The sequence below is a fragment of the Simonsiella muelleri ATCC 29453 genome (assembly GCF_002951835.1).
Taxonomy (GTDB): Bacteria; Pseudomonadota; Gammaproteobacteria; order Burkholderiales; family Neisseriaceae; genus Simonsiella; species Simonsiella muelleri.
Genome location: NZ_CP019448.1, coordinates 765428 through 790918, shown reverse-complemented (window position 1 = coordinate 790918; position 25491 = coordinate 765428). Strand labels below are relative to the sequence as shown.

Genomic DNA, 25491 nt, shown 5'->3' with positions numbered 1-25491 from the left:
TTTGAGGTTTTCACTATTTCAACACAAACACAACAAAATCAAGCAAAATAATCACACCAATCTCACTATAACAGCCCATTTTCAGGCTGCCTTATGCCCTTTCAGGCAGCAATCGGCGCAACAAGCCTTAACTTGTTTGCCGCTTTGAGCAAATTCAAACAAATCACTTTCAAACCCATTTGCCCTTTGACCTTTTCTAGCCCAAAATAACTCGCACGCTTACATCTAAATATGCGATGCAAAATGGCAAAACTCTGTTCTACACGATAACGGATTTTCGCCAACTCCTTATTGCGCTCAATATCTTCACGCATCAAAGGTTTCTTGCGATGTGCTTTACGCATAATACCGTCTACTAATTGATTTTTATCCAAAAATTCGCGATTGGATTGACTGTCGTAACCTTTATCCGCGTACACTTTGACACCCTGTTCAACCTTGTCCAACACGGTTTCTAAATTGTTCACATCAGATGCATTCGCTAGCGTAACGTGAAACCCCTCTTCATCGGTACGTGCATGAAGTTTGTAGCCCAAATACCAATGCTTGCTTTTGATTGTCCATCTTGCGTCTTTGTCTTTACTGGCGGGGGTTTGGATCACTTCTTCGTTCTCATTGATTTCAATGGATTTTTTAAGTTTTCCACCTGCAGTTTGAATAATGGTCGCGTCCACAATCGCCGTTTGCGCTTTTTCTACTTTGAGTTGATTGTGGGCCAGTTGTTGGTTGATTTGTTGATAAAGTTCGTCTGCCAAACCTTCTTTAATCAACCAATTACGAAAGCGGTTGAGTGTGCTGTGGTCGGGTAGATTCATTTCATCTGGAAATTGGCAAAAAATGATGAAATCTAAACGCGTAACCAAACTGCGTTCCAATTCTGGGTCAGACAAACTGTGCCATTGTCCGAGCAAAATGGCGCGGAACATGGGGAGTAACGGATAGGCAGGACGACCGCCGTTGTTGCGTACATAGTTTACTTTATGGTTGGCGAGCGTTTGTTCAATGGCTTGCCAATCCAGAAGTTGGGTGATTTTAAGTAATGGAAAACGGTCTGTGTATTGGTTAAGTAGGGTTTGGGCGGTGTGATAGAAAAAGCTGGACATGGAAAAATCCTCTAAATTCTTGGTAACAGAAATTTAGCGGATTTTTTGGGGTTTTGCAAAGGTTTCAGGCTGCCTGTTGGATCAAAGAATGTTGATTAGGGGTATTTTTGACTGGCGTGTTTCACATTCAAAATGGTAATGCTGTCCAAACCGATTTCATAAATCACAATGTAATTGCGGTGGATAACCAGTTCTCGTGTATTGGCAACACGACCATAACGCCCTGCGCGTGGCATTTGTTTTAAAATCATAACCGAGTTGCGGATTAAATCGTCCATTTCCAAAGCAGCAACCACATTGTGTTCAGCAATGTAATTCACGATATTTTCTACTTCGGATAAGGCTTGTTCAGACCAGTTAATCTGCATTTTTGATGCGCTCCAATAATTTTGCTCGGTTGGCATCTAAACGGTTCATTGCCTGTTCTTCGCTGATAATGGGCGACAAACGTGCTTTGCGAACTTCATTATTCAGCCATTCTGTATATTCATCGGCTGCATTTTGGGTGTCAAATTCATAGATTTTGGGGTCTAGGGTTAAAACGGCACTCATTTTATTGTCCTTTTTAGGGTAGATTGATAAATGATTTTACTGGATAATTTTACGAGCGTCCACTTAATGCCTTAAATTTGGCGACTGGGTTGTAATACAGTTCAGTCATATAGGTTCGGTTGAAAAAGCAAACAACATCAATGGTAGAACGGACGGTATTCAAAATAAAATCATAGTCCATCGTGCGACCTGTCGCGGATTCTTTCGCAAGCTAGGCAATGCGATAAAACACGGATTCTGCATTGTTGGCATGGACGGAAGTCAAACCGCCAGCGTGTCCCGTGTTCAGCGCAGAAAGGTAATCCCATGCTTCATCGCCGCGTAGCTCGGTCAAAAAAATGCGGTCGGGTTTCAGGCGCATACAGGCTGCGATAATCTGTTTTGCCGTGATGTGTTCTTTGTAGAACAAGTGGACGTGGTTTGGGTGTTTGGGTAAGTCCAATTCGTGGGTATCTTCAATCGTGATGATGCGCGTTTTAGAGTCTATCAAGTCAGCAATGGCTTTGGTAAAGGTGGTTTTGCCCGAACCTGTACCGCCTACCATGCAAATGTTCAAATGCTTTTCTACCGCCAATTTGAAAAAGGCATTTAAATCACGGTTTTCTTTGTATTCCAATAATTTGTATTCCCAATCTTGCAATTTCACATCGTGGGTCAATTTCAGGCTGCCTGACACGTCCGCAAACTGTTTGCCATTAATTTCTGCCACATCTACAAAATTATTCAGCCGCTTCGTTTTGACATAATCATCAAGGGAAAAGCGGCTGTTGGACGGTTTGCGGAACGAAAACACAATCGTGCCATTTTCGCAAGAGGGTGGGATTAGGATTTGTCCGCGTTCACCGTCAGGCAGGGTAACAGAATGAATGGGGTCTTTTTCGCTGATGTGTTTTTGGTTGAACGTGGTTAAGATATTGGCTAAATGGCGCAATTTATCCAATGTCAATTCGGGCATTTCCAGCCACTCCGTGCCATTTGGACGTTCCACAAACAATTCTTGTGGGCGATTTATCATGACTTCGGTAACGCCACTTTGGTTCAACAGTTCGGTAATGCCGAGATTGTCCAGCAAATTACGCGCGGAAGCATCGGCTCGGATTGAGTTATTCATCATATTGTTTCCAAATTAAAAAAAATACTGTACAATATCTTGTACAATATTATTTAAGGATAAAAAATGTATACCTTAACTTATTCGGAAGCCCGTCAAAATCTTGCTAAAACCATGCAAGAAGTCGTTCAAAATCATGAGCCTGTCTTAATCACACGCGCCAAAAATGAAGATTGTGTTTTGATGTCGCTGTCGCATTACCGTTCTTTGGAAGAAACGGCATATTTGTTGCGTTCTCCAGCCAATGCCAAGCGTTTGCAGCGTTCTATTGAACAATTGCGTCAAAATGGTGGTAAGGAACGGGAACTGATTGAATGCGATTAACTTTTTCTGATGATGCATGGGACGATTATATTTTTTGGCAAACGACAGACCGAAAAATATTAAAACGCATCAACACATTAATTAAAGACATCAAACGCAACCCTTTTGACGGCATTGGTAAACCCGAACCCTTACGGTTTCATTTGTCAGGCTTTTGGTCGCGTAGGATTGATGAAGAACATCGGTTGGTCTATGCAATTGAAAATGAACAAATTTTGATTGCTTCGTGTCGGTATCATTACGTGGAATGATTTTCAAGCTGCCCCAATATTCAAGCAGCCTGAAAATTATTTAAAAATCAAAACATCTCATACGGTTTAACCACTTCATACACACCGCTAAAATCCACATCTCGCGCCACCATGATGTTAATCAAAGTACCGTGATTAATATAGGCGGTGGGCGGAATGTTAATGCTGTTTTTCAAGGCTTCGGTTGCCATGTCTTGCGCGGTTTCAGATGAGTTTTCAAAACTAATACTTTGATTGCTTGATGATTTTTTACGATTGCCGTAATAATCGCCCAAGTCGCCAATCAAGCTAATCATGATTGCCCCACCAAAACGCCGCCAAAAATGGTATTTTACTCGTGCGCCCACGCCAGCCGCGCCCAGTTGCCCAGCAGCAGGACTGGCAAGCTGTACCGTAACGCCTTTTGGCGTGGTAACTTCGTTCCACAAAATCCCTACTCGCGCTTGACCTTGCAACATGGCGGCGGTTTGCTCGCCGATGATTTTTGAGCCTTTTTCCAACAATAAAACCTTACCGTTTGCCGAGTAAATGTCTCGGGTAATCAGGCAACGTGTGAAACCTGCTCGGGTTGTGATGATTTGCGTGTCCAATGTGCAGAGAATGTTTGTACCTTTGGCTAACACATAATCCATTTTGCCGCGTTGCATGGCTCGAACAGAAAGCGTTTGGGTAGGTTTCAGGCTGTTGGCAAAGGCGTTTTCTTGCGGTTTTCGCTCGTCATCATCAGCAAAATTAGTTTGTGAAGATGTTGCCATAAATGGGCTGTTTTCGGCTTGATTTTCCGTATTCAGGCTGCCTGAATTGTCTGCGCCAATGTCCGCCGATAAACCACCACCCGAATTAACCAGCACACTGCCCAATAAACGTGGATTGATGGGCTTTTCTTTCGGTGGTTCACGTTCCACCATTTGCACCACTTGGGTTTCTTGTGCTGGCTGGGCTTGTGGTTGAGCTTCCACCGTTTGAATGGGGGGAACTTCCTGCGGTTTGGCTTCGGGTTGGGACGCAGCGACCGCTTCCGAAGCCACAGCCAATTCCAAACTTTCACGCTCTTTGATGTCGGATTTGTCTTGGTTGAAGTTATAGCTTTGGTTGTTTTGCACCATGTCCATTTCGGGCTTGTTGGTGGTGGCGATTTCTTCATCGCCGCCAGTAAACACAATCGCGCCAGCCGCAATCAAACCCGTTGCAAACAGTAAACCCAAAAACAAGCCCACTTTACCCATATTGGACTTGCCTTGTGGATTATCTAAATCGGGCATACCTTTCTCAATTTGGCTGTCGCCGATTTTTTCCGCCAAGCTCGGTTCGGTGGTCTCGGGTGTGGCTTCGGTGGTTTTTTTCTTGAAAAATGCCATTTTTTATTCCCTTTATTTCAATAAACGTACGGATTGATTGTCGTCCGTACCCGTGTTGTTGAACGTGCCTTGTGGATTGAAACCGCGATTTTCAATCAGCAAAACCGCACGCCCCAAACGCAACATGATTTTTTCGTTCACTTCGTGAATGACGGTGGTGTCATTTTCGTGGTGGGTGTTGAGCAGCGTTTCCGAGCCGTCCGCTTCCACGCGGTAAATCGCTGGCATATCACGCCCATTGTTGAATTTCAGGTAGGTAAAACGTCCGTTATCCCACATGGACGTGGGCGCAAGTTTTTGGCTACCTTGCCCAAAATACAACTGATTGGACGACATCACATCATGTACCGCGCCTGTATCGGTCAAGGTTTTGAGTGCTTGGTCTTGCTTGGCGCGTAAGGCTGCCTGTTTTTGGCGTTGTTCTGCTTGCTTGGCTTTGCGTGTGTCGGGATAATCAAAACGCAGAATGTAAGTTGGTGGATTTCTTGGATTAGCCATTTTCAAATCAAAGGCATACGTCCGTTTGTTAGACACGATAATCATATTGGTAACAGGGTTGGCGGATTTGGGCTTGAAAATGACATTGTTACCGCGTGTCGCGTGTGTCCATGCTTCGGAATGCCCAATCCCCACCAAAGCGTTTGCATCGCTAACGCGCTCATCTGCTTCAAGTTGCACCATTGCTGCCTTGCCGATTTCCGCGTAAATCGGATAAACGCGGTTTTCGCTGTACACTTCGGTACGAATGCGCCCATCGGCAACCGCCGAAAAAGAAGCCGCCACAGTTAAAGTGGCGGCGGTGGTTTGCATCAAAAAATAAGATTTGAATTTCATTGAATATGCTCCTTATCCACGCGGTAGCTGGTAACTTGGAAGCCCAAAGGATTGATTAAGCGGTCTTCGTCTTTCATGCCAGCGTTTTTGTATTCGTAGGCAATGGTCGCAATGTAGCGTTGCGGTTCAGGCTGCATATCGCTTTTATTGAGCGGAATAACCGCTTTTTCAAACCGAACTTGCGCCATATTCCCCACAAAGGCAATCGCATTCACTCTAACCACCACTTTTGCGGTGTCGCGCAAAATTTTATGGGGTGCTTGCGGATTGTCTTTGTAGATTTGGCTGAATTGGGCTTGTTCTTGTGGCGAACTCAACAAATTGGTCGCGTCAAACGTATCTTGTACGGTTTGCCAATCGTAACCCTCCCGATAGCGCACATATTGCCCCAGCCAAAACTTGTCCATGACTTCGCCATAGCTTTTTTCCTGTTTCTTCATGGTGGTAACAATGTCGGTCGCGCCAGTATTGTTGTCTACCCGAATAACAAAGGGCTGCACGGTTTTAAGCGGTGTTAAGCCCAACACCGCGCCCACTGCCAAGCCAGTCAAAACCATAGCTCCCCCTGCAACATACCAAGCAATTTTCGCCACTTTTTTTGTCCGTTCAATGTCGGACTGATGAAATTTCTTGGCTTCGTCCACCATTTTCATAGCGGCACGGTGGCTTTGTACCTGCGTTTGTGTTTTGTTTGACATAAAAAATCCTTTTTCAAAATCAGTTAGTAAACTCAAATTTTACTTGTTTGTTTTCACGGTCAATTTTCAATTTGGCGTTAAACGACTTGCCCGATTTGCCCACAAATCCCTTGATTTCGTCCGTGTGTCCGTTTTCAATCAAGACGTGGATTTGTTTATCGGTTAAGGTCTTGCCAGCAATAGTTTTCCATAATTTGAAACCGCAATCGCATTCCAATAATTTGCCTTTGTCTTTCAGGCTGCCTGAACAGCATGGACAGACAAAAGTTTGGGCTTGCTTTACGCCGCTCAAATCCAAAAATGGCATTTTGTGGGTTTGCAAAATCTGCACCAATTCGCGTACCGCCCACTCAATTTCCGCCATAAATTGCTCACGCTCACATTCCCCTTTTGCCATTTGCGCCAATTTCCACTCCCATTGCGCCGTCACCATTGGATTGACGAGCATGGGATAATGTCGCCGCAAATGTTCAATTACGGTAATAGCGCGTTCGGTGGGGATAAGCTGATTTTTTTCTACCACCACAAATGGCGGTTTATCGCCTTTGGTTTCCTTAAGTTTGGCAATGGTCGGCGGTCGCGTAGCCGCTGTTCCCAAGCCGCCTGTTTCGCGCATGATGTCGCTTAACTCTGCATCGTCCAATTTACGCCCTGCGGTTTCCATTGCCGTGAGCAAAGAACTGTCATTGAGTAATTTGGGAGCTTGGGTTTTAAGTGATTTTAAATCAATGGATTGGGAAGATGTGCTTTCGCCATTTTGAATTTCAGGCAGCCTGAAACCTTTTTCTTCGTCTTCGTCCATGCCACCGTACACCGACAACCAACCCCACACTTTCAACACCTTGCCTGTTGTTTGAAACACCACATCGCCTGACTGCGCTGTTCGGGTTGTAACCGCGTATTCAGCTGGTGGAAAAAACGCCGCCATCGTCCGCAACGCCACCATATTGAAAATGGCGTATTCATCGGCTGGTAAAATCTGTTTCAATTCAAAATCAGATAGTTGTGATAAATGCGTTTCCACACCATTTTTCACAATAAAACCAGTCGGCACGATAGCATAGTGTGAATCAATACGGCGGTTGTCAAAAACGCGTGGATTTTGCACAATCAAGTTTTGATTTTTCATATTTAAAATAATATCTTGATATTCTTTTAATGCGCCCAAACCGTTCAAAGTGGCGGTCATGGTTGGTAAGAAATCTTCGGGCAGTGCGTCAAAATCAGAACGTGGATAAGTTAAACATTTATAATCTTGATACAAATTCTGCATGATTTGCAAAGTTTTATCCGCCGAAAACTTGAATTGCTTATTGGCTTGTTTTTGCAAAGCGGTTGCCGAGAACAAATACGGCGCGGATTTTTTGCTGATGGTAAAATTATCTTTTACTGTAAAATCAGTGATTTGCTGAGTGTTCACCAAAGCCGCTTTTGCTTGATTGAAATCATCAAATTTGGCAATTTTATTGTTTTTATCCAATAATTTAGCGGTAAATTCACCACTGCTTGCCGTGAAATTACCGTGAATTTCCCAATAATCTTGCGGTTTGAAATTTTTATTGGCTTGGTAAGCGTCCACGACCATAGCCAGCGTGGGTGTCATTACGCGACCAACTGCATGAAACAGGGCGCGACTGCCGTTAATGCCTAAGAGCCAATCGGCTTCCGCTCGGCTTTTGGCTGCCATGTGCAGATTGTGGACTTCTGCACCGTCTTTCAGGTTTTGCCATGCAGAAACATAACCGTTTTTGGTGGTGGACGTAATCCACATACGTTTAACAGGTTTCAGGCAGCCTGAAAGCTCGTAAACGCGGTAAAAAATGCTCTCGCCCTCGCGTTCAGCATCACAAGCATTGACAACGACAGAAACGTCCGAGCGGTTCAATAGATGTTCCAATAAATCATATTGTTGCTGGGTGTTTTCTTTGGCTTTCAGTTGGAATGGGCGTGGGATAATCGGCAAAGGCACATTTTTGTTTTCCAATTCAGGCACATACAAATCCACCAAATGCCCAATGCAGTTACTGACAATCAATTCATTATTTTCATAGTAATTTTTACTGCGTGGCACACCCAAAGCGGCGGCGATTTCTTTTGCCATATTGGGTTTTTCGGCGATAATCAGGGTTTTACTCATGTTTTAGCTCCAATGGTTGATTGTTTAAATCCATCAATGGCTTGGCGGATACAGTCTCGTGTCCATTGATGGCAAAAAATTTGCCGTGTGGTTGCGGTGGTTTGTGGCTACACGCTGCCAAACCCAGCGACACAATCATCAAGAAAAATGTGTGTTTCATGGTGCAATACTCCAAAGAAAAAAGCCTTAAATCGTTGAGATTTAAGGCTTTATATGTTGATAAAATTAACAATTTAATTAAAAACTAAAAAATGAAAGCAGTTCACAAAGCCAAGCCATGATAATCATTGGCATAAAATGCTTTTTCCAAATATTGTGCGATAGTTAATCGCTTATCTTGATAGCTCAACCAATCGGGAGGTAATACAGCATACAACATACGGCAATGCTCTTCTGCTGTGGTTTCATAAGATTGGATAATTTGATGCCAATGTTCAGAATGACGGCTATTTAATAATTCCAAAATGGGTAACACTTCCTTTTTAACATTGCTCAATACCACACTGGCGACATAAACATGATAGGCGATGGCACTCATTTGTTCAATCGATAAACATACTTTGCTGGTACGGCGTTTTTTCGGTAGAGTTGGTAAAGGGGATTGTGCTATTAAAGACTCGTGTAGCTTTTTCTCGCATTCAATAAAATAACGGCGAGCAGCACGACCTTGTTCATTACGCTCTACCATTGCCAGTTCTTTTGCCATGTCCAAAGTGATGTGGTATTCCACTTTATTATGTCCACCACGTCCTTGATTTTTTGCTCGCCCGATTTGGCGAGCAATCAAGTAATCCTGATTTTCCTGAAATCCATACTCTTCAATACGTGATTTAATCCAATTGGAATAATCGCGACCGATTTGCAAAAATTCATGCAATTTACGCGCATCACATAATAAAGTTTCAACGTTGGAAAGGCTGCCTGCAAACACAGGTAAGAGATTTTGATTTGTCATTTCTGACTCCTGAACAGTTTAGTGAGTAAAAGCCCATGAATTAGGTGGGCGGGCATCAACTACCGTGTTCAGACGGCGGAGCATATTCCCCTTTCGGGTATTGTATTAGGCTCTCTCAACCCGCCATAGAAAATGGCTGCCTGAAAATAGGCGTAAAAAAGCCGCAACTGACGGGTGCGATATTGAACCGCTGAACAAAGTAGTAGTCCGCGTATCGTGCCTGTTTTGTTGCGGTTTGTCAATCTTTTTTAAATTTAAACCTGCTTTGGGTGTGAAACAAGTTTAAATTTAAAAAAGAAACAGCCTTAAATCGCTGGAGTTTAAGGCTGTTAAAAGATTGGTTTATTGATTTTGAATGGCTTGAATTTTGGCTTGCAAATCAGGTAAAGCCGTTTGCAAAGTTTCCCAAACCACTTCCAAATTGATGTCAAAATAACCATGTGCAATGCGATTTCGCATACCACGCATACTGCGCCATTCAATTTGTGGGTGCTGGGTGACGAAATTAGGGTATTCATTCATCAATTTGGTGGCAGCTTCGCCAATAATCAGCACATTCATGATACAGGCTTGTTGGGTACGTTTGTCTTCCAAAAAGTCTGCCAATTCCAAGCCATCAATGTAACTTAAAGCATCATCAATGGCTTGAATCATGTGGTTTAAATAATCTTCATGGCGTTGTTTATTCATAATGGTTGGGCTTCCTGTAAAACTTGCTGCCTGAAATGAATGGGCAAATCAAGGGGCGTTTTGACATCAACGCGAATGCCTAAACGTGTTTCCAATTCATCTTGCAAACCACCTAAATCAAACAATGTGGTTTCAGGTAAAGTGTCTACCAACAAATCTAAATCGCTGTTTTCATTGTCAGCTTGATGAATAACAGAGCCAAAAACACGCGGATTTTTGATGCGAAATTGCAACATAATTTCACGAATAAGTGGTCTGTGTTCGTTCAGAATATCAGATGGTTTAGACATGATTTTTTCCTTTTAATCGTCATCACGATAATAGACAACTGGGCGGAACATGGATAAGAACAAGGGGACAATCAACCATACACTGCCCACAACTGCCATTATCATAAAACGATACTGAATATCGGGGTCTTCGCCAAAAAAATGACTGTATCCAAAGGCGAGCCATAAACCTGCCATCAATATCAAATAAAATTTTCTCCTACGTTGCGGTGTTTCAAACATATATGCTATCCAAAAAAATGTTGCAATAATAAATAGAAATGTTGATATTGCTGAGCCTATATGAATAAATTCAATCACTGGATTGGTTATTTCATCAAAAATAATCGCTAGTGTGATGAATGTAGCGGGCATTGCAATAAACATGATAAACAAGCATTTACCCAGTAACGACAAATCGTCCCATTTTTGTGTGATGCTTTCCCAAATATTTAAAGCAATGTTTTTCAAAATGGTTTTGATATGGGGGCGTGGTTTTATGGTTTGATTATTCATGTTGATACTCCTAACTTAATTAGCCTTTTTTTATTCGGTTTCCAAATATTTTAGCACGGGCATCATTAAATTGTCCTTTTGCTTTATTCCAACCAAGACCGTTAACGGGACTTTCCTTGTTACCACCATTCAAGGCTTCGCGTACAAAATTAGTCATTGTAGAAAAACCGCCAGCACCTGCGCCACCAGTCAGAGCAGAAGCGATAGACGGAATATTAAACGCAACGATGATAAGTAAAATTGTAACTAACAAAAATACAGGTAAAATACCAAAAATCTGTAATGGACTTCTCCACATATAATCATCTAATACCAAACTTTTGATATGATTGTCAAAAATATTCATTTGCAAAGACATTAAAATCGTGAAAAATGATATGGTTACAGAGTAATTAAAGATTTGGCTTATCCAGTTCATTGCATATTGTCTTGTTGATGAAAACAACATCATGCCTAAAAAAAGTGGACCGATTAACAAAACCATTGCCAATGAAATTTTTGCCACCAAATAATAGGCAAGTATAATACCAAAAAATATCCCTCCTAATAAAATAATGATACCAGCAGCCATAAATACCATAATTTTATCAGGTAGTTGAGTCAAACCTGTTAGAGTGGCAGCTTTTGCTAAAAGTTTTTCAATAAGCTGCATAATACTGTCCCAAGCGGTATCTATCGCACTGGCTTCAAATCTACCATTAAAGGTACTGGCTAACCATTCGGGAAATTCATACGCCATATTCGCAATTTTTTGATATTGTGCTGCATTAAAGGCACAAGCAATAATAATCAGCCATGCGACCGTTTTTTTCGCTAAATCAATAGCATTCCCATCAAATCCACGCCCATAGGCGTTTAAGATGATTATCATGAAATAAATGCCAAATCCCATTGAAAATAAGGGTGCAATGTTGGTAATTAGGTTGGCACTTTTATCAAATAAATCTGTTCCCATGCCTGTGAGCAGAAAATCGGTGGTATCTTTCCAAAAAGTATCACTCATGTTTTTGTCCTTATTGATTCAGGCAGCCTGAAAAAAATGGAACACGTCTTTTCAGGCTACCTGAATGCTAAAATGGCTTATAAACAGGCTTTATAATTGCGGTTACGGATTTGTTTTGCCATACATTCCTGCCGTTGAGCATATTGCTGCTGCTGGATTTTTTCCTGCTGCTTGGCGACACGCTCCGCCATGTCCAATTTCATTTGCATGGCTTGAATGTAGCCTTGTTCAATCGCAATGCGGTTAGCAAAATCCTGTGCCGCTTTGATGTCTTGCGTGTTTTGCGCTTGGCGCCCCAAATCAATGATTTTGTCCATGCGCGACTGGGCTTCTTCCAATGATTTGATGTTCAATTTTTGCGTTTGCAAAATCTGCATCAACACATTTTCATGGGAATACTTTTTACCGTTTAAGTCGTCTTTGATGTTAGCGGTAACTTTGGCTTTACCATACAACTCCGACCATTCGCTACCAATGCCAGTTGCGGTATCTAAAGCACTACGCGCCACTTTACCGACATCGCGCAAGCCACTCATGGCTTTGACTTGGCTTTCCAATTCACGCAACTGGTCTAATTGGTTGTCAATTTGTTGTTTCATTTGAATGCCTTGTTGAATGGCTTGGGCAACCGCCGCACCGTCAAAAACAGGAATGCCACCTGCCATGATTGGCTGGCTCAACATCAGGCAGCCTGAAACAACCAAAACTGCGATTTTTTTCATGTTTGCTTTCATGATAAAAAGTCCTTATATCAAAAAGAAAAACACCGTTTTCACGGCAACAAAAAAGCCCCACAATGGGGCAATCACGCAATTTCAAACACATCAGTTTGTGTTTGAGTGTGATATTGGGATTGGCTTTTCATTGCCCGAATGTGGCGAATGCGGCTCGTAAACGGCTGGTACCATTGGTTCACGTCTTCGCCATAATCTGCCATGATTTCGTGCAACAATTCAATGTTATCGCTGCTGCCTGAAAGAAAAACCATCTCGTCCTTAAAGCCGTATAAATCCAGTTTTGCAAAGGCGGATTGTTTGGATTGTTTAACCAAAAATGTACGGCTATCCAGCGATAACTTAATCAATTCCTGATATTCTTTCAGGGTCAAACCACAACGCTCGTAGCTGCCTGTAAATTCGGCATCGGGGTTGGGCAGAAAAATCTTGGTTGGTGTTTGTTGCACAATAGCAGGAAAAATGTCTGCTTTAATCGCATCTTCGGGCGATTGCGATACCAAAATCAAAAACGAACCGCGTTTACGGTCGGTTTTGAGCATTTTCAACATCAATTCTTCCGTGAATTTAAAACGCAGCGCGTACCAAAATTCTTCAATCACATTCGCCAATAAACCGTTTTGCGCCGCGACTTTATCTAACATCAATTCACGCAAGTGGAACAGATACGCCAACACAGGTTCAGTCGGCTTATATTTGTCTTTTAAAATATCCGACAAATCAAAGCCAATGCGCCAAAAATCATCAGGATTGAACAGATTGCGTTCATTATCCAAAACCCACGCAAAACGTCCGTTTTCACTTCTGCACCATTGAGACAGGCGGACACGCAAACTGTCAGGATTGGTCGCATCATGCGGAATACTCTGTAACAGATAACTGAAACTGCGGTATTCAAAATCCATTTCAAACAAGGCATTAATCGCTGTTTGAATGTCTTTTTGTTCTTGCGCGGTCAGTTTACCGTGTTCATCGCGCCCACAAATGCCCACCAATTCATACAAAAATTCGCGGTTGGTTGGTGTATCAGGTAGTTGGAATGGATTTAAGCCAGTCGGTTTGCCTGCTTCCAGCGCAAAATAATTACCCCCAATCACACGGATAAACAATTCCATGCCCCTGTCCAAATCCAGCGCAAACAAATGCGGATTAAACCGTTCTACAAACGCCAACAATGACGTTTGCAAGGTGGTTTTACCCGTACCCGTTGCCCCCAAAATCAACGTATGCCCTGCGATTTTGTCGCCGATATTGTCTTCTTTCGGGTTGGAAAAGTGGAAGTTAAAATGAAACAAGGTTTTGGAAACCGTCTGTAATGGCATGACCGCCGAGCCGTCCCCCAATGGGTTGCCGTGTTTTTTGCCGTAACTGTAATTGTGTATGCCAAAAGTACAGGCTAAATTTTCGGTAGTTTTGGGAAAAGAACGCGGTCGTTCACTACTATTTGGCACTTGTGCGTACCAGGTGGACGGTGCGGAATGCCCCGATTTGGCAAAACGATACGCCCCCGAGTTCAGAAATGCTGAATATGCCCGTGCGCCGTTGTCGGCGGCTGCCTGCGGTGTGTCGCCAAATACCGCCAAAGTTGCGCAATAATCGCCAAACATCAATTCGCCTGCGGTTAGTCCGCCCATGCCGTATTCCAATTCATCTACTTGCTCTTGTGCCAAATCGCCGACTGATTGCAAGTTATTGATTTGTTTTTTCATATTCCCTACCATGTCATAGGGATTGATGAAAATCATGCTTTGTGTGAGTGTGAACTCGCAAGGCAAGGTTAAAATGGACGTGAGAATTTTTGGCTTGCTAATCCCAAAATCTTTCAAATCGTACAAGGTGGCAAACTTGCTTTGACCATGTTCAGGGCGAATTTCGCAAATGTCGGAACCAAAATGCAGCGTTGCCGCAGGGATAACTTGGTAAGCATTGGTTGCGGATAAGGGAATGGCTTCATCACTGCCGTTAATCAGGCTGCCAAAAAATTGATACACTTCGGAAAAGCCTACATCGTTTTGGTTTTTGTATGCGGTTAAAACGGTGGGGCTGTAAGTTTCCAGCGCACGGAGCAGGATTTGGATTTGCTCTTGGCATTCTTTAATCCCAGCGTCCATGCTGTTATTTTTGATGATAAGCGTCAAGAAAAAGGTGTTTTCGTAGTAATCTTCTTGCTCAAAACGCTGCAAATAGTGGTCGGCAAATTGTTGGCAAAAGGCAGCCTGAAAATCATATTTCTGATTAAATTGAACTTTGCTTCGCCGTACAGTTGTCCAAATGGCGGCACGGTTGCCAAAGGTTTTGCCGATTGCTGAAAGCAGATTTTTCAAGCCAATAAAGCTAGAAAACAGGTGCTTGTCGTCCACGCCGTCAAAAGGTAACCCCTCCATTTTAATCACGAAACCATAATGACCTGTTTCAAAATAAACAATTTCATTGGTAACGTGTTGGCAAATTTTGGGTAGAAATTCCGATTGGGCGGGCAGTTTTTTGAAAATGCTGCTGAAAAAATCGCTGATAATCACTGGGTTGTCTCCCGTATTTGGTGGAAACAATGGTGGTTGCGCCGTTGAACAGTTCGGTGTGTTGTCGGCACAAAAACCATTTGATTTCTAAACCATAAATTTTAAAGGCTTGGTCGTCATTGGCTGAAATGCTTCTCAATGCTAGGAAAATCGGAATAACCAGCAACAAGATGAATAATGACTTTCCACCAAGAAAAGTCATTGCCACCATGAAAAGCATCATCAGCACGAAAAAACACGCCATAAATGGAATAAGCGGTACCCCAAAAATCATTGCTTGACGGTTCAAGCCGTTGAATGTGGGATACTCGGTTTCAATGTCGTTCATGCTGATGACTTCCTGATTAACCAAATGTCATGGATTGACCTTTTTGCCACAGCCATGTTACCAACGCAGCAGAAGCAGCTGCCGCCACAACCCACAAGCAGGTTGCTAAAATGTCCATCCAACTTTTACGCCCTGACCAGCCTTCAACGCATTGCCACAGCACAACAATTAACGCTACAACACCCACAAAGCCATAAATGCCTTTATAAATCTTATTTGCCATGTCTTTTGCATCTGCTTCAAAGCCTGCGGCGGATGCGAGCGGTGCAGCCCCCAACATCGCTACTGCCGCTAAACCATGCATGGCTGCCTGAACGCTGTTTTTTGCCATGATGGCATTAGATTTGGCTTGAGCTTCCATGATTTCAGGCATGTATTGAGCGGACTTTTTTGTGATGAAATTTAAGATTTTGTTCATCTTTTGTTTCCTATATTTAAAAAATAAAAAAAACCGATATTTGCATATCGGCACTGATTGCCCTTTCGGGCGGCTTCAAACGGTTTAACCGTTCAAATTTGTTAAAATTCCCATACGGGTTTTGCGCCGTATTTTTCCATGTATTCGGCATAGGCGAATACGTCCCATTCGGGCGGTGGTGGTGTTTTTTTCTGCATCACAGCCATCACAGGTTTTTCATCATATTCAGGCTGCTTATTGGTTTGCGCTGCTGGTTGTGGTACATAGCCATCTTGTATGGAATTAGCGGTAGATGGTGTATGTGCCACTTTCAGATTGCCTGAAAATTGAATGGTTTGATGTGGCGAATTGTTTAATGCGGACATGATGATTTTGGTAACGTAAGGCGGTTGTCCTTTAAAATCACTCTTGAAACCAAATTTGAAATTGCCCGAATAGTAGCAACTGAAGGCTTTTTGTAAGGCTGCCTGCCCCTTGCCCCCTGCTCGGTCAAAACACGATTTCAGGATTTTTGCGCCAGCATTGATGTTTTTGCATGGCTCAAACACGGTTTCATAATTCAATCCGTAAGCTGCTAAGTTATAACGATTTACTTGCATTAAACCCATACTAAAATTTTTGCCTTGTGCGTGAAGTGATTTGGCGGTAGCGACCGCTTCGGCGAGTGTGCGCGGCTGGCGTTTCAGGCTGCCTCTAACAACGCCAATAGCGTAGGGATTAAAACCGCTTTCCACACGCGCTACTGCTTGTAAAGTATTGGGGTGTACCGCATTGGTGCATTGTGCCGCCAAATCGTTGAAACGTGGTTGGGTCATGCCTACGGTGTTTATTTGGTGTGAGGGCGCGGCGAGCGTGGGCAGAGCCGTTGTCATTGCTGCGCCGATTATCAAAAAATGGGCTAATTTCATTCACATTCCTTTTGTTAAGACGAAAAAACACACTTAAAAAAGCGAGTGAACGCGGTTTTAAGTGTGTTTTCTTGTGTGTCCAAATTGTGCCAGTTTGTGATATATTTGTGGCTGTATGTGATGGTGTGTACAGACATCACTTTTAGAAAAAATATGTTAAATCAATAAATTGAATTTTGTGGATTTTGCTTTTTACGGACTTTTAATCCGCAGGCCGCTGGTTCGAGCCCAGCTCGGGGAGCCAAATTTAAACCGTCTAAACAATCGTTTAGGCGGTTTTCTTTTTGTAGCTTGTTTGGGATTGTGTCCATTTTGTGCCCAAAATATCTGCGTGGCTTTTGATTTGTAAAAAAGTAAATTAAACACCATTCAACACCTTTAGATTTTAGACGCAAAAAAAAGCAGCCTAAAAAAGCTGCTTTTTCTGAATTTGGTGCGACGGAGGGACACAAACTAAAGGCATAATTCATTGTTTTATATTATAAAAATAATAAAGCAATTCAAATATACCCACAAAAAACACCACATTTTGCAAAGGTCAAAAAATAATTTAGCAGTTTAGGCCGGTCATTATAACTTTTTTTGGGGCGTGTTGTTATTTGAGCGATTAGACCGGCGGCTTCTCTCTCAAATTTAAACCGCTATATACATATATATAAAGTACTGGTTACTCTGGTTACCTGGTTACCAGCCCCTAAAAACCTTTATAAATCAACGATAATACGGTAACCAGTTATGCCTTTGTCATTGGTTACCAGTGCCGGTTAAGTGGTTACCCGCCGCGTTTTGCTTTCTTTTCATGGACTTGCAAAAATCTAGGGACTGCGTTATTACGCGCGCGCGTATTGGTGTCGAAATTATTTATTCCACTGCCTGCCTTTTTGGTAGATATGGCGTAAATAGGCTAAAATTGCGCTGTAAGCGTGTTTCATTGATTGGGTAGCAACTGTATTTTTGCCCGACGGGGTGAAAAACACAGTTGCTACACCTTGGTTTTAAAGTTTGTGCCATCCTCAGGTGGGGTGTGTGGTGCAGCCACGAACGCGGTTAGCGGGGATGCAGGCTACGGCTTGCTTTTTTGTTGTGTGCTTTAAGCCATTTTTGCATTTGTTCAATTTCCGCTTGTTGTGCGTTAATAATATCCTCAGCAAGCTTACGCATCTCAGGATCCTTTCCGTATTTTAATTCAACTTCCGCCATTTTTACTGCGCCAATATGGTGTGGCAACATACCTGCTGCAAAAGCAACATCAGGATCTTTATATTGCGCAGCTGCCATCATGTCTTGATTCATTTGATTCATACCTTGCATTAATTCTTGTTGCATTGCAGAATCTGTCGACATTGGCATATTCATGTGTGCTTGATGCGGTTGTTCATTAGCTTGGGCATAATTTGAAACTGCAACAGCGCTAAGTGTGATAAAAGTCATAAGTTTTTTCATGTTTTTCGCCTATGTGATAACTGAAGGAGCACAAATTATAAACTTTGACCTAAGGTTAAAGTCAATATTTACTTCAATATACAAGGGGCTAATGACATTTTAGCTATAATTTCAACCAAATCAAAGCACAAGCTAATGATACAGTACTTTCATAATTACGTTTTAATTTATCGTACCGTGTTGCCAGCGCACGAAAATGCTTTAATCGTGCAAAAGCGTTTTCTACCAAGTGCCTGATTTTATATAAATACCAATCTGTGCCCACATTAAGATGTTCTCTATTTTTCTTATATGGAATATTGGCTTTACTTTGTTTAGACTGAATTAACCGACGAAAAGTATCACTGTCAAAACCCCTATCAGCACACACGGTTTCATTATCACTTAAATCCAATTGTGCCAATAAATCAGGCGCAACAACAATATCATTTACATTACCAGCTGTAATGATAAATTCAATTGGATTACCACAAGCATCAACCGCTAAATGAATTTTAGACGTATGACCACCGATACTCTTACCAACAGCTTGATGCGTAATGGATTGTTTACCCATACCGTGTTGATGAACGCGGATATGGCTACCGTCCATAAAGACCCATTCCATATCGGGTGTATCTACCAAATGTTTGAATAATCGGGTAAAAATACCGCGTTTAGACCAGCGATTGAAACTTTGGTAAAGGCTGTTTGCTTTACCAAAATAACTAGGTATATCAGCCCATTGGCAGCCTGTACGTAAGCGAAATAGGATACCTTCTACTGTTTTGCGTAAATTTTTCTTGCGATAAATGCCAAGCTGTTTCAAAATAGGCAACAGTCTTGACCATGTTTCATTTGTAAGCGTGTTTCGGGACATGGCAAAGGTTTGGGATGGTTGCGTGGAAACAATATCTTAAATCCTTTGCCTCTTTTTTTGAATTGTCAATAGCCCCTATTAAATATTTAAGTCAGCGAAAAAGCCAAATAAAATGCAATGGAAAACAAGGGTTACTGATTATTATGCGTGATTTGGGTTTTCATATCTCAAATGGACGTGGCGAACACAAAGTTTTTACTCACCCAGAATTAAGTAATCGCACGCGAGATAGCGAACAATTTTTTATTTCTCACTCCATTGATTGTGGACATCAACCAAACAGACTCATGAAATTAGCCTATGTAACGCCATTCTCAACACCCAATTAACCCAGCAAATTGAGTAATTGGGTGTTGAATTTGTTGATTCAGTAAACAGCAAAAATTATGCGATAAAATTTTCCGAATAAAACGGTTAGATTGGTGAAACAGATTTTTTGTACGAACTATTTCCATGTTAAATCTCTCTGTTAATTGACCAATAACTGTTTCAATCATACGGCGACTATTTTTTAGCCATTTGAGAAATTGAGGACTTCTGTCATCTTTCATATTGCTACGATAAGGTGTTTGTAAATTAATATGGCTTTGTTTCATTTCATCTTTTAATTCAGAACTTAAATACCCTTTGTCCGCACCAACAAACCCTGTTTTGCCTTCTAAAAGTTCAGGTAATACCTGCCGTTCATCAACATTGGCAGCTGTAAAAGTAAAGGCTTTAATCATATTTTTGGAAGCGCAATAACCGAACGTTGCATATGCACGAAAATTTTGATGGCGTTTAGCTCGGGCAAATTTACAGACTGCAATAGGAAAGGCATCTGCATAATACTCTGTTTGCTCACACCAATTTGCAGTGATTTTTTGATGCATTTGTTGTTTAACCCAATACAAATTGGCACATTGTTTGGCAAAATTAGGGTAAGAGCCTAAATTGGGAAACCAATTTTGCCAATGTTGTTTGAAATATTGCCAAATTTTTTTATCGGTATCCATACCGAGAAATTCGCCAACAATTTCCATACAAATCAGTTCACAATCTGAAAGTTTGGGTGCAAAGCCACCTTGTCTTAATGGTTTTTGAACGAGCTGATTGTATAAAGCATCTACCATTAGATACGTTTTAATGATAAATTCGTCTTGGGGCATAACTGTCTCTCTTTCGGATTATCTTGACGGGTATCTTTAAGAGTGGGGTTATGCCCCTTTTTATTCAATTACCATATCTTAATTAGATAGAGTTGAGAATGGCGTTATCTTGATGAATTGGGACGTATTCCCAATGCTGGAATCTATCTACGGAATGGTTCTAACGCTGCGGCAGTAGGCAGCGAATACAGGGTTTCAGGCAGCGTTGAGCAATGCTCCGCTATGAAATCGTGTGATTTTAAATATTGTTTTTAAAATTATTCCTTATGAAGTTGCACCGCTCGCTTGGCTTTGGCTGGGTGAGTGGTTGCAATGTTTTAATTGATTTAGGTGTTGTTATGAAAAACAAAACTTTGGCTCAAATCTTAAAACCGATTGCCGAGCCTAAATTTGCTCAACAGCGCAACCATATTTACAGCCAATTTAAAAAGATGTTGGCGCATGGCATGAGCCGTGAAACCGCGCTGACACACGCAAAATTCAGTGTGGACAGTTTGATTGGTAACTACGACAAAATTACCTATGATGATTTGAACCGTGAAACAGTTATGCTGGTACGCGAACGCAACGGTTTGGTTGAAGTAATTGCCGTATACCGTCCGCCGAAAAATGGGCGCGGTCAAGTCATGCTAGAAATGGTCAGAAGCAGGAAAAAGCGTAAGTTTCCCAATGTCCAAGCCACGTATGAGCGTTTGAGAAAAAGCATTTACCGCCGTTACCCAAACACTTATTTTTCTGATGAAAAAGTATTTCAGGCAGCCTGAAATGGTTGCAAACCCAAGCCAGTTTGAACAAGCTGGTTTTGTTTTGCAAAATTTTTGCAAATGACTGTTTTAACCTATCTATTTTAGGAGTGTTTTATCATGAAAATGAAAAAATTGCTGGTGGTAACGGCTGTTTCTGCCACTTTTTTTGTGCCGCTTTCGGCTCATGCAGACGATTTGCTCACAGGCGATACCCGCTTGGCGTGTGAAGCAATTTTGTGCTTGTCCAGCGCAGAACGTCCGAACGAATGCGCGGAATCTTTGCACCGCTATTTTTCCATCAAACTGAAAAAGCCATATAAAACCATTCAGGCGCGTAAGGATTTCTTGAATTTGTGTCCGTCCAGCAGAGAACCGAATATGCCCCAACTGGTTAATGCGTTGGCAAAGGGTGCTGGACGTTGCGATGCCGCCGAGTTGAATAAAATCGGGCATTATGTGGGTTTGGGTCAAAATCGCCGTTTTGTTGTGAGTAAAACTAAACCCAGCTATTGCGCTGCCTACGAAAACCACGAATGGACTACGGTCAAAACCGAATTACAAACGGTGTACTGTACGCGCATGGTGCGCAGTATTGGCGGATTTGGTGGCTCATTGTCTCATTCACAGCCACACACGGAAAAATACGCTTGCGGTCATAAATGGGTAGATGTGAAATAATTTCAGGCAGCCTGAATAATCCAATATTCTTTTTTTGATAAACCTAACGCCCCTTATCGTACAGAATAAGGGGCTATTTTTAAAGGAATTTTTATGCAAGAAGTTCACATGGTAGCACAAGGCAAGGGCGGTGTGGGGAAAACATTTATTGCGTCTTTGGTGGTGCAATATTTGCAAGGCAAAACCACACATTTACATTGTTACGATACTGACCCACAAAATCATTCATTTGCCAACTATCCAGCATTTAATGCAGAAGTCATCAATATCTTAAATGATGATGATTCCATCAATACACGCCCATTTGATGATTTGGTAGAAGCCTTGATTTATCAAGACGGTTTCGCGGTAGTGGACAATGGCTCGGCGACTTTTTCGCCTTTGATGAATTATATGGCAGAAAACGACACGGCTAACGCATTGGCAGAAGAAGGTGTCCGCTTGGTGTTCCATGTACCATTGGACGGTGGGCAAGCTCTGACCGAATGTGTGAAAGGTTTGGACAAGATTTTGGAAAAACACAATGCCGATGTGATTGTTTGGTTGAACGAGCATAACGGCAAAATTGAATTGAAAGGCAAAACATTCAAAGAATTTTCTGTTTATAAAGCCAACCAAGAACGCATTTTGGGCATTGTAAAAATTGAATCTTTGGCAGCCGATACCTACGGCAAAGACATTACGACCATGACGGAAATGAATTTGACGTTTGAAGAAGTGAAAGTATCACCTGAATTTCGGTTCGCTGAAAAACGCCGTCTGAATATGGTTAAAGAAAGCATTTTCAGCCAGCTTGATGCCATTCCCTTAACTGATGCGGAAATCAGCCATGAACCCGAAACAGCATGAAGAAGTGCAAAAGTTGCTTGTTGAACTCTACGACTTGACAGGCTATAAAATGACGGCAGATGACCCGATTATTGCCATGATGACGCCATTCTCAACTCTATCTAATTAAGATATGGCAATTGAATAAAAAGGGGCATAACCCCACTCTTAAAGATACCCGTCAAGATAATCCGAAAGAGAGACAGTTATGCCCCAAGACGAATTTATCATTAAAACGTATCTAATGGTAGATGCTTTATACAATCAGCTCGTTCAAAAACCATTAAGACAAGGTGGCTTTGCACCCAAACTTTCAGATTGTGAACTGATTTGTATGGAAATTGTTGGCGAATTTCTCGGTATGGATACCGATAAAAAAATTTGGCAATATTTCAAACAACATTGGCAAAATTGGTTTCCCAATTTAGGCTCTTACCCTAATTTTGCCAAACAATGTGCCAATTTGTATTGGGTTAAACAACAAATGCATCAAAAAATCACTGCAAATTGGTGTGAGCAAGCAGAGTATTATGCAGATGCCTTTCCTATTGCAGTCTGTAAATTTGCCCGAGCTAAACGCCATCAAAATTTTCGTGCATATGCGACGTTCGGTTATTGCGCTTCCAAAAAAGAGACCTATTATGGTTTTAAAGGTCATCTTTTGATTACTCGCTCAGGTATGATTAAAGCCTTTACTTTTACAGCTGCCAATGTTGATGAACGGCAGGTATTACCTGAACTTTTAGAAGGCAAAACAGGGTTTGTTGGTGCGGACAAAGGGTATTTAAGTTCTGAATTAAAAGATGAAATGAAACAAAGCCATATTAATTTACAAACACCTTATCGTAGCAATATGAAAGATGACAGAAGTCCTCAATTTCTCAAATGGCTAAAAAATAGCCGCCGTATGATTGAAACAGTTATTGGTCAATTAACAGAGAGATTTAACATGGAAATAGTTCGTACAAAAAATCTGTTTCACCAATCTAACCGTTTTATTCGGAAAATTTTATCGCATAATTTTTGCTGTTTACTGAATCAACAAATTCAACACCCAATTACTCAATTTGCTGGGTTAATTGGGTGTTGAGAATGGCGTCATGATGTTAATTCAACGCCGCGAAATGGTGGAACTGGTGGCGCAACATCAAGCGCAACAGCAATTTTTCCTTGATGAATTGACGAAAAAAGCCAACGCGATTGTCGGGTCGGCGGACGCATTCAGCCAACAAAAAAATTTGGTTATTCAGGAAATTTTGCATACCAACACACAAATGCTGGCTGAAAACGAAAACAAATTGTTTGCCCAAGTTAGCAAGCGCATTCAAGACCAATTTAGTGAAATGTCGGTGGACTTATTTCAGAGCTTAGAAACTCGGACTTTTCGCTTAATGATGATTTTGTTGGTTGTGCAAGTGGGCGTGTTGATTGCGTCATTGATTTTGTAATGGTTTGGGCAGTTTGAATTTTTTCAAGCTGCCTGAAATTTTTCAAAAGGAAAAATGATGAATAAACGTGAAGATAGGTTGCCCAAACAGGAAAAACCATGAAAACCTACACCGTAACTGAAGCTGCCAAGCTCGCCCATTGCCACCCCGAAACCCTACGCGAATACATCAGAGCAGGAAAACTGGTTGCGGCGAAAATCGGGCGAGCCTATTACATTCGTCAGGCGAAACTTGACGAGTTTCTTCAATCACTTGAAAATGATGTCGTACAGACATCACTTCAACAACGGAGTGAACAACAATGTCAAAAAAGCAAAGTAAAAACAACGGCATCTACCAACGCAACGGCACTTGGTACATGGACATCAGGACACCAAGCGGCGAGCGCGTTAGACGCTCTCTTGGCACACAAGACAAGCAAAAAGCCCAAGAATTGCGTTCCAAGTTAGAACACGAGTTTTGGCAGCAGAGCCGTTTGGGGATTAAGCCTAAAAAATTGTGGGACGAAGCAGCCCTGAAATGGTTGGAAGAGAAAAAGCACGAGAAAAAAAGCATTGATGATGACATCAGCCGTCTGCGGAATTTGCCTCAACTTCGGGGCATTTTTTTGGACGAACTGACACGCGACATCATCATGGCAGCTATTGAGCCGAAAAAGTGCAAACCCAGCACCAAAAACCGTTATATCGCGCTGGTTAGAGCGATTTTGTACAAAGCGCGTGATGAATGGGGCTGGATTGATGAAGTCCCTAAATTGAAGCAGTACAAAGAGACTGGCGGTCGCATTCGCTGGCTGAAACCGCACGAAGCACAAAGGCTGATTGATGCGCTGCCTGATAATTTTTGGCGGCAGATGGCGATTTTTAGCTTGTGTACAGGGCTTCGGCAAGGCAATGTGTTTGGTTTGAAGTGGGAACAGGTTGATTTGGCGCGGCGCATTGCTTGGATTTACGCTGATGAGACCAAAGCCAATAAAGCGATTGGCGTACCGCTCAACAAAACCGCCATTCAAATTTTATCTGAACGCTTGGGCAAACACCCCATTTTTGTGTTTACCAACAGCGTGAACAACCGCATTAAAGAATTAGATGACCGAGTTTGGGAACGCAGCCTGAAAAAAGCGCAAATCAAAAATTTTCGTTGGCACGACTTGCGCCACACATGGGCAAGTTGGCTGGTGCAAAAGGGCGTACCGCTTTTGGCGTTGAAAGAAATGGGCGGTTGGGAAAAGCTGGAAATGGTTATGCGATACGCGCATTTGGCAACCGAACATCTGCAAAGCCACGCGGATATTTTGGACAAATTGAACGGTTTTGGACACAAAATGGACACAATCCCAAATGAGCCACAAAAAAAACCGCCTAAACGATTGTTTAGACGGTTTAAATTTGGCTCCCCGAGCTGGGCTCGAACCAGCGACCTGCGGATTAACAGTCCGTCGCTCTACCGACTGAGCTATCAGGGAATGAAGATTTAATTATACGGTATTTTGATTTTTTGTCAAAAGAATTAGCACGGTTATTTCATAACTAATTGTACCATAAAATAATTTAAAATATTATTTCATTTGTTTAATATTTTTCAGGCTGCCTGAAAAAGGTTTTTTCGGTATAATTTACCATCTTTTGACAAC

Annotated in this window: 33 protein-coding genes, 1 tRNA gene and 1 pseudogene; 12 read left to right on the top strand and 23 right to left on the bottom strand. The window is 42.0% G+C overall.

What is annotated here, in order from left to right; translation table 11 throughout:
- Window positions 1-101 precede the first annotated feature (101 nt).
- The 4 genes from BWP33_RS03890 to virB11 all read right to left on the bottom strand — a co-directional run bounded on the left by BWP33_RS03890 (window position 102) and on the right by virB11 (window position 2769).
- Window positions 102-1103, bottom strand: coding sequence for an IS5 family transposase (locus BWP33_RS03890; protein ID WP_002641862.1), 1002 nt, complete (start codon window positions 1101-1103; stop codon window positions 102-104).
- Window positions 1104-1198: 95 nt separating this feature from the next.
- Window positions 1199-1507 carry a type II toxin-antitoxin system RelE/ParE family toxin gene (locus tag BWP33_RS03885; protein ID WP_224451199.1) on the bottom strand — a complete coding sequence of 103 codons (309 nt, stop codon included), beginning with the start codon at window positions 1505-1507 and terminating at the stop codon, window positions 1199-1201.
- Window positions 1461-1655, bottom strand: a complete 195-nt coding sequence (locus BWP33_RS03880; RefSeq protein WP_002641864.1) for a hypothetical protein — start codon at window positions 1653-1655, stop codon at window positions 1461-1463. Before BWP33_RS03880 ends, BWP33_RS03885 begins: the two co-directional genes overlap by 47 nt.
- 211 nt (window positions 1656-1866) lie before the next feature.
- Window positions 1867-2769 carry a P-type DNA transfer ATPase VirB11 gene (gene virB11 / locus BWP33_RS03875; RefSeq protein WP_224451198.1) on the bottom strand — a complete coding sequence of 301 codons (903 nt, stop codon included), beginning with the start codon at window positions 2767-2769 and terminating at the stop codon, window positions 1867-1869.
- 63 nt (window positions 2770-2832) lie between these two features.
- Here virB11 and yefM point away from each other — a divergent pair, with 63 nt between their 5' ends.
- Window positions 2833-3090, top strand: coding sequence for a YoeB-YefM toxin-antitoxin system antitoxin YefM (yefM, locus tag BWP33_RS03870; protein ID WP_104930314.1), 258 nt, complete (start codon window positions 2833-2835; stop codon window positions 3088-3090).
- The gene (locus tag BWP33_RS03865; RefSeq protein ID WP_104930313.1) at window positions 3081-3341 is read left to right on the top strand and encodes a Txe/YoeB family addiction module toxin; all 261 of its coding nucleotides are present in this window, start codon (window positions 3081-3083) and stop codon (window positions 3339-3341) included. The genes yefM and BWP33_RS03865 overlap by 10 nt, the downstream gene beginning before the upstream one ends.
- 47 nt (window positions 3342-3388) lie before the next feature.
- On the opposite strand, the gene virB10 is transcribed toward BWP33_RS03865, so the two are convergent.
- From virB10 to BWP33_RS03780, 17 genes are all read right to left on the bottom strand, one after another.
- Window positions 3389-4699 (bottom strand): type IV secretion system protein VirB10, encoded by a 1311-nt coding sequence (virB10, locus tag BWP33_RS03860; protein WP_002643088.1) that lies wholly within the window; start codon window positions 4697-4699, stop codon window positions 3389-3391.
- 12 nt (window positions 4700-4711) lie between these two features.
- Window positions 4712-5533 (bottom strand): TrbG/VirB9 family P-type conjugative transfer protein, encoded by an 822-nt coding sequence (locus BWP33_RS03855; protein ID WP_002643087.1) that lies wholly within the window; start codon window positions 5531-5533, stop codon window positions 4712-4714.
- Window positions 5530-6231 (bottom strand): VirB8 family type IV secretion system protein, encoded by a 702-nt coding sequence (locus BWP33_RS03850; RefSeq protein ID WP_002643086.1) that lies wholly within the window; start codon window positions 6229-6231, stop codon window positions 5530-5532. Before BWP33_RS03850 ends, BWP33_RS03855 begins: the two co-directional genes overlap by 4 nt.
- 19 nt (window positions 6232-6250) lie before the next feature.
- Window positions 6251-8368: a DNA topoisomerase gene (locus BWP33_RS03845; protein WP_002643085.1), complete on the bottom strand. Its 2118-nt coding sequence runs from the start codon at window positions 8366-8368 to the stop codon at window positions 6251-6253.
- A complete protein-coding gene (locus BWP33_RS12650; RefSeq protein WP_002643084.1) occupies window positions 8361-8528 on the bottom strand; it encodes a hypothetical protein in 168 nt (55 codons plus the stop codon). Before BWP33_RS12650 ends, BWP33_RS03845 begins: the two co-directional genes overlap by 8 nt.
- A gap of 102 nt (window positions 8529-8630) precedes the next feature.
- On the bottom strand, window positions 8631-9323 hold the full coding sequence (locus BWP33_RS03840) for an antA/AntB antirepressor family protein (protein ID WP_002643083.1): 693 nt from the start codon (window positions 9321-9323) through the stop codon (window positions 8631-8633).
- 342 nt (window positions 9324-9665) lie between these two features.
- A complete protein-coding gene (locus BWP33_RS03835; protein WP_002643082.1) occupies window positions 9666-10013 on the bottom strand; it encodes a HepT-like ribonuclease domain-containing protein in 348 nt (115 codons plus the stop codon).
- Complete coding sequence (locus BWP33_RS03830; protein ID WP_104930312.1) at window positions 10010-10303, bottom strand: nucleotidyltransferase family protein; 294 nt, start codon at window positions 10301-10303, stop codon at window positions 10010-10012. Before BWP33_RS03830 ends, BWP33_RS03835 begins: the two co-directional genes overlap by 4 nt.
- Window positions 10304-10315: 12 nt before the next feature.
- Window positions 10316-10798 (bottom strand): hypothetical protein, encoded by a 483-nt coding sequence (locus BWP33_RS03825; protein WP_002643080.1) that lies wholly within the window; start codon window positions 10796-10798, stop codon window positions 10316-10318.
- 19 nt (window positions 10799-10817) lie between these two features.
- The gene (locus BWP33_RS03820; RefSeq protein ID WP_104930311.1) at window positions 10818-11801 is read right to left on the bottom strand and encodes a TrbL/VirB6 family protein; all 984 of its coding nucleotides are present in this window, start codon (window positions 11799-11801) and stop codon (window positions 10818-10820) included.
- A gap of 77 nt (window positions 11802-11878) precedes the next feature.
- Window positions 11879-12535, bottom strand: a complete 657-nt coding sequence (locus BWP33_RS03815) for a TrbJ/VirB5 family protein (protein WP_104930310.1) — start codon at window positions 12533-12535, stop codon at window positions 11879-11881.
- Between the two features lie 71 nt (window positions 12536-12606).
- Entirely contained in the window at window positions 12607-15054 is a 2448-nt protein-coding gene (locus tag BWP33_RS03810) for a VirB4 family type IV secretion/conjugal transfer ATPase (RefSeq protein WP_244903128.1), read from the bottom strand.
- Complete coding sequence (locus BWP33_RS03805; protein WP_002642734.1) at window positions 14963-15382, bottom strand: VirB3 family type IV secretion system protein; 420 nt, start codon at window positions 15380-15382, stop codon at window positions 14963-14965. The genes BWP33_RS03810 and BWP33_RS03805 overlap by 92 nt, the downstream gene beginning before the upstream one ends.
- Window positions 15383-15398: 16 nt before the next feature.
- Window positions 15399-15800: a TrbC/VirB2 family protein gene (locus tag BWP33_RS03800; RefSeq protein WP_002642733.1), complete on the bottom strand. Its 402-nt coding sequence runs from the start codon at window positions 15798-15800 to the stop codon at window positions 15399-15401.
- A gap of 101 nt (window positions 15801-15901) precedes the next feature.
- On the bottom strand, window positions 15902-16708 hold the full coding sequence (locus BWP33_RS03795) for a lytic transglycosylase domain-containing protein (protein WP_002643074.1): 807 nt from the start codon (window positions 16706-16708) through the stop codon (window positions 15902-15904).
- Window positions 16709-17755: 1047 nt separating this feature from the next.
- Window positions 17756-18151, bottom strand: a complete 396-nt coding sequence (gene copM, locus BWP33_RS03785) for a CopM family metallochaperone (protein ID WP_002643072.1) — start codon at window positions 18149-18151, stop codon at window positions 17756-17758.
- Window positions 18152-18254: 103 nt separating this feature from the next.
- Window positions 18255-19010: an IS5 family transposase gene (locus BWP33_RS03780; RefSeq protein WP_002641156.1), complete on the bottom strand. Its 756-nt coding sequence runs from the start codon at window positions 19008-19010 to the stop codon at window positions 18255-18257.
- Window positions 19011-19153: 143 nt separating this feature from the next.
- On the opposite strand from BWP33_RS03780, the gene BWP33_RS12315 reads away from it, so the two are divergent.
- A complete protein-coding gene (locus BWP33_RS12315; RefSeq protein WP_158666808.1) occupies window positions 19154-19339 on the top strand; it encodes a hypothetical protein in 186 nt (61 codons plus the stop codon).
- On the opposite strand, the gene BWP33_RS03770 is transcribed toward BWP33_RS12315, so the two are convergent.
- Window positions 19325-20158: an IS982 family transposase gene (locus tag BWP33_RS03770; RefSeq protein WP_104930308.1), complete on the bottom strand. Its 834-nt coding sequence runs from the start codon at window positions 20156-20158 to the stop codon at window positions 19325-19327. The two genes, BWP33_RS12315 and BWP33_RS03770, sit on opposite strands and share 15 nt — an antisense overlap.
- Before the next feature lie 338 nt (window positions 20159-20496).
- On the opposite strand from BWP33_RS03770, the gene BWP33_RS03765 reads away from it, so the two are divergent.
- The 9 genes and pseudogenes from BWP33_RS03765 to BWP33_RS12640 all read left to right on the top strand — a co-directional run bounded on the left by BWP33_RS03765 (window position 20497) and on the right by BWP33_RS12640 (window position 25202).
- Window positions 20497-20922, top strand: coding sequence for a hypothetical protein (locus tag BWP33_RS03765; RefSeq protein ID WP_155999635.1), 426 nt, complete (start codon window positions 20497-20499; stop codon window positions 20920-20922).
- 99 nt (window positions 20923-21021) lie between these two features.
- A complete protein-coding gene (locus tag BWP33_RS03760; RefSeq protein WP_002642802.1) occupies window positions 21022-21582 on the top strand; it encodes a TrbM/KikA/MpfK family conjugal transfer protein in 561 nt (186 codons plus the stop codon).
- A gap of 93 nt (window positions 21583-21675) precedes the next feature.
- Window positions 21676-22431 carry a nucleotide-binding protein gene (locus BWP33_RS03755; protein WP_002642801.1) on the top strand — a complete coding sequence of 252 codons (756 nt, stop codon included), beginning with the start codon at window positions 21676-21678 and terminating at the stop codon, window positions 22429-22431.
- Complete coding sequence (locus tag BWP33_RS13115; protein ID WP_263479590.1) at window positions 22412-22540, top strand: hypothetical protein; 129 nt, start codon at window positions 22412-22414, stop codon at window positions 22538-22540. Before BWP33_RS03755 ends, BWP33_RS13115 begins: the two co-directional genes overlap by 20 nt.
- Before the next feature lie 78 nt (window positions 22541-22618).
- A complete protein-coding gene (locus tag BWP33_RS03750; protein ID WP_104930306.1) occupies window positions 22619-23500 on the top strand; it encodes an IS982 family transposase in 882 nt (293 codons plus the stop codon).
- Window positions 23501-23510: 10 nt separating this feature from the next.
- A complete protein-coding gene (locus BWP33_RS03745) occupies window positions 23511-23858 on the top strand; it encodes a hypothetical protein (protein WP_104930305.1) in 348 nt (115 codons plus the stop codon).
- A 98-nt stretch (window positions 23859-23956) separates the two neighbouring features.
- Window positions 23957-24307 (top strand): helix-turn-helix domain-containing protein, encoded by a 351-nt coding sequence (locus BWP33_RS03740; RefSeq protein WP_040629535.1) that lies wholly within the window; start codon window positions 23957-23959, stop codon window positions 24305-24307.
- Window positions 24217-25068 (top strand): annotated as a pseudogene (locus tag BWP33_RS13280) (tyrosine-type recombinase/integrase); the annotation flags it as partial. The gene BWP33_RS03740 and the pseudogene BWP33_RS13280, both read left to right, overlap by 91 nt.
- Window positions 24957-25202, top strand: coding sequence for a hypothetical protein (locus tag BWP33_RS12640; RefSeq protein WP_040629539.1), 246 nt, complete (start codon window positions 24957-24959; stop codon window positions 25200-25202). The pseudogene BWP33_RS13280 and the gene BWP33_RS12640, both read left to right, overlap by 112 nt.
- Before the next feature lie 45 nt (window positions 25203-25247).
- Here the strand turns inward: BWP33_RS12640 and BWP33_RS03730 are convergent.
- Window positions 25248-25323, bottom strand: a tRNA-Asn gene (locus BWP33_RS03730).
- Between the last annotated feature and the right edge of the window lie 168 nt (window positions 25324-25491).

Bases quoted from the DNA above. Each gene is read 5' to 3' on its own strand.
- BWP33_RS03890 (WP_002641862.1), bottom strand. From the start codon at position 1,103: ATGTCCAGCTTTTTCTATCACACCGCCCAAACCCTACTTAACCAATAC.
- BWP33_RS03885 (WP_224451199.1), bottom strand. From the start codon at position 1,507: ATGCCAACCGAGCAAAATTATTGGAGCGCATCAAAAATGCAGATTAAC.
- BWP33_RS03880 (WP_002641864.1), bottom strand. From the start codon at position 1,655: ATGAGTGCCGTTTTAACCCTAGACCCCAAAATCTATGAATTTGACACC.
- virB11 (WP_224451198.1), bottom strand. From the start codon at position 2,769: ATGATGAATAACTCAATCCGAGCCGATGCTTCCGCGCGTAATTTGCTG.
- yefM (WP_104930314.1), top strand. From the start codon at position 2,833: ATGTATACCTTAACTTATTCGGAAGCCCGTCAAAATCTTGCTAAAACC.
- BWP33_RS03865 (WP_104930313.1), top strand. From the start codon at position 3,081: ATGCGATTAACTTTTTCTGATGATGCATGGGACGATTATATTTTTTGG.
- virB10 (WP_002643088.1), bottom strand. From the start codon at position 4,699: ATGGCATTTTTCAAGAAAAAAACCACCGAAGCCACACCCGAGACCACC.
- BWP33_RS03855 (WP_002643087.1), bottom strand. From the start codon at position 5,533: ATGAAATTCAAATCTTATTTTTTGATGCAAACCACCGCCGCCACTTTA.
- BWP33_RS03850 (WP_002643086.1), bottom strand. From the start codon at position 6,231: ATGTCAAACAAAACACAAACGCAGGTACAAAGCCACCGTGCCGCTATG.
- BWP33_RS03845 (WP_002643085.1), bottom strand. From the start codon at position 8,368: ATGAGTAAAACCCTGATTATCGCCGAAAAACCCAATATGGCAAAAGAA.
- BWP33_RS12650 (WP_002643084.1), bottom strand. From the start codon at position 8,528: ATGAAACACACATTTTTCTTGATGATTGTGTCGCTGGGTTTGGCAGCG.
- BWP33_RS03840 (WP_002643083.1), bottom strand. From the start codon at position 9,323: ATGACAAATCAAAATCTCTTACCTGTGTTTGCAGGCAGCCTTTCCAAC.
- BWP33_RS03835 (WP_002643082.1), bottom strand. From the start codon at position 10,013: ATGAATAAACAACGCCATGAAGATTATTTAAACCACATGATTCAAGCC.
- BWP33_RS03830 (WP_104930312.1), bottom strand. From the start codon at position 10,303: ATGTCTAAACCATCTGATATTCTGAACGAACACAGACCACTTATTCGT.
- BWP33_RS03825 (WP_002643080.1), bottom strand. From the start codon at position 10,798: ATGAATAATCAAACCATAAAACCACGCCCCCATATCAAAACCATTTTG.
- BWP33_RS03820 (WP_104930311.1), bottom strand. From the start codon at position 11,801: ATGAGTGATACTTTTTGGAAAGATACCACCGATTTTCTGCTCACAGGC.
- BWP33_RS03815 (WP_104930310.1), bottom strand. From the start codon at position 12,535: ATGAAAGCAAACATGAAAAAAATCGCAGTTTTGGTTGTTTCAGGCTGC.
- BWP33_RS03805 (WP_002642734.1), bottom strand. From the start codon at position 15,382: ATGAACGACATTGAAACCGAGTATCCCACATTCAACGGCTTGAACCGT.
- BWP33_RS03800 (WP_002642733.1), bottom strand. From the start codon at position 15,800: ATGAACAAAATCTTAAATTTCATCACAAAAAAGTCCGCTCAATACATG.
- BWP33_RS03795 (WP_002643074.1), bottom strand. From the start codon at position 16,708: ATGAAATTAGCCCATTTTTTGATAATCGGCGCAGCAATGACAACGGCT.
- copM (WP_002643072.1), bottom strand. From the start codon at position 18,151: ATGAAAAAACTTATGACTTTTATCACACTTAGCGCTGTTGCAGTTTCA.
- BWP33_RS03780 (WP_002641156.1), bottom strand. From the start codon at position 19,010: ATGTCCCGAAACACGCTTACAAATGAAACATGGTCAAGACTGTTGCCT.
- BWP33_RS12315 (WP_158666808.1), top strand. From the start codon at position 19,154: ATGCGTGATTTGGGTTTTCATATCTCAAATGGACGTGGCGAACACAAA.
- BWP33_RS03770 (WP_104930308.1), bottom strand. From the start codon at position 20,158: ATGCCCCAAGACGAATTTATCATTAAAACGTATCTAATGGTAGATGCT.
- BWP33_RS03765 (WP_155999635.1), top strand. From the start codon at position 20,497: ATGAAAAACAAAACTTTGGCTCAAATCTTAAAACCGATTGCCGAGCCT.
- BWP33_RS03760 (WP_002642802.1), top strand. From the start codon at position 21,022: ATGAAAATGAAAAAATTGCTGGTGGTAACGGCTGTTTCTGCCACTTTT.
- BWP33_RS03755 (WP_002642801.1), top strand. From the start codon at position 21,676: ATGCAAGAAGTTCACATGGTAGCACAAGGCAAGGGCGGTGTGGGGAAA.
- BWP33_RS13115 (WP_263479590.1), top strand. From the start codon at position 22,412: ATGAACCCGAAACAGCATGAAGAAGTGCAAAAGTTGCTTGTTGAACTC.
- BWP33_RS03750 (WP_104930306.1), top strand. From the start codon at position 22,619: ATGCCCCAAGACGAATTTATCATTAAAACGTATCTAATGGTAGATGCT.
- BWP33_RS03745 (WP_104930305.1), top strand. From the start codon at position 23,511: ATGATGTTAATTCAACGCCGCGAAATGGTGGAACTGGTGGCGCAACAT.
- BWP33_RS03740 (WP_040629535.1), top strand. From the start codon at position 23,957: ATGAAAACCTACACCGTAACTGAAGCTGCCAAGCTCGCCCATTGCCAC.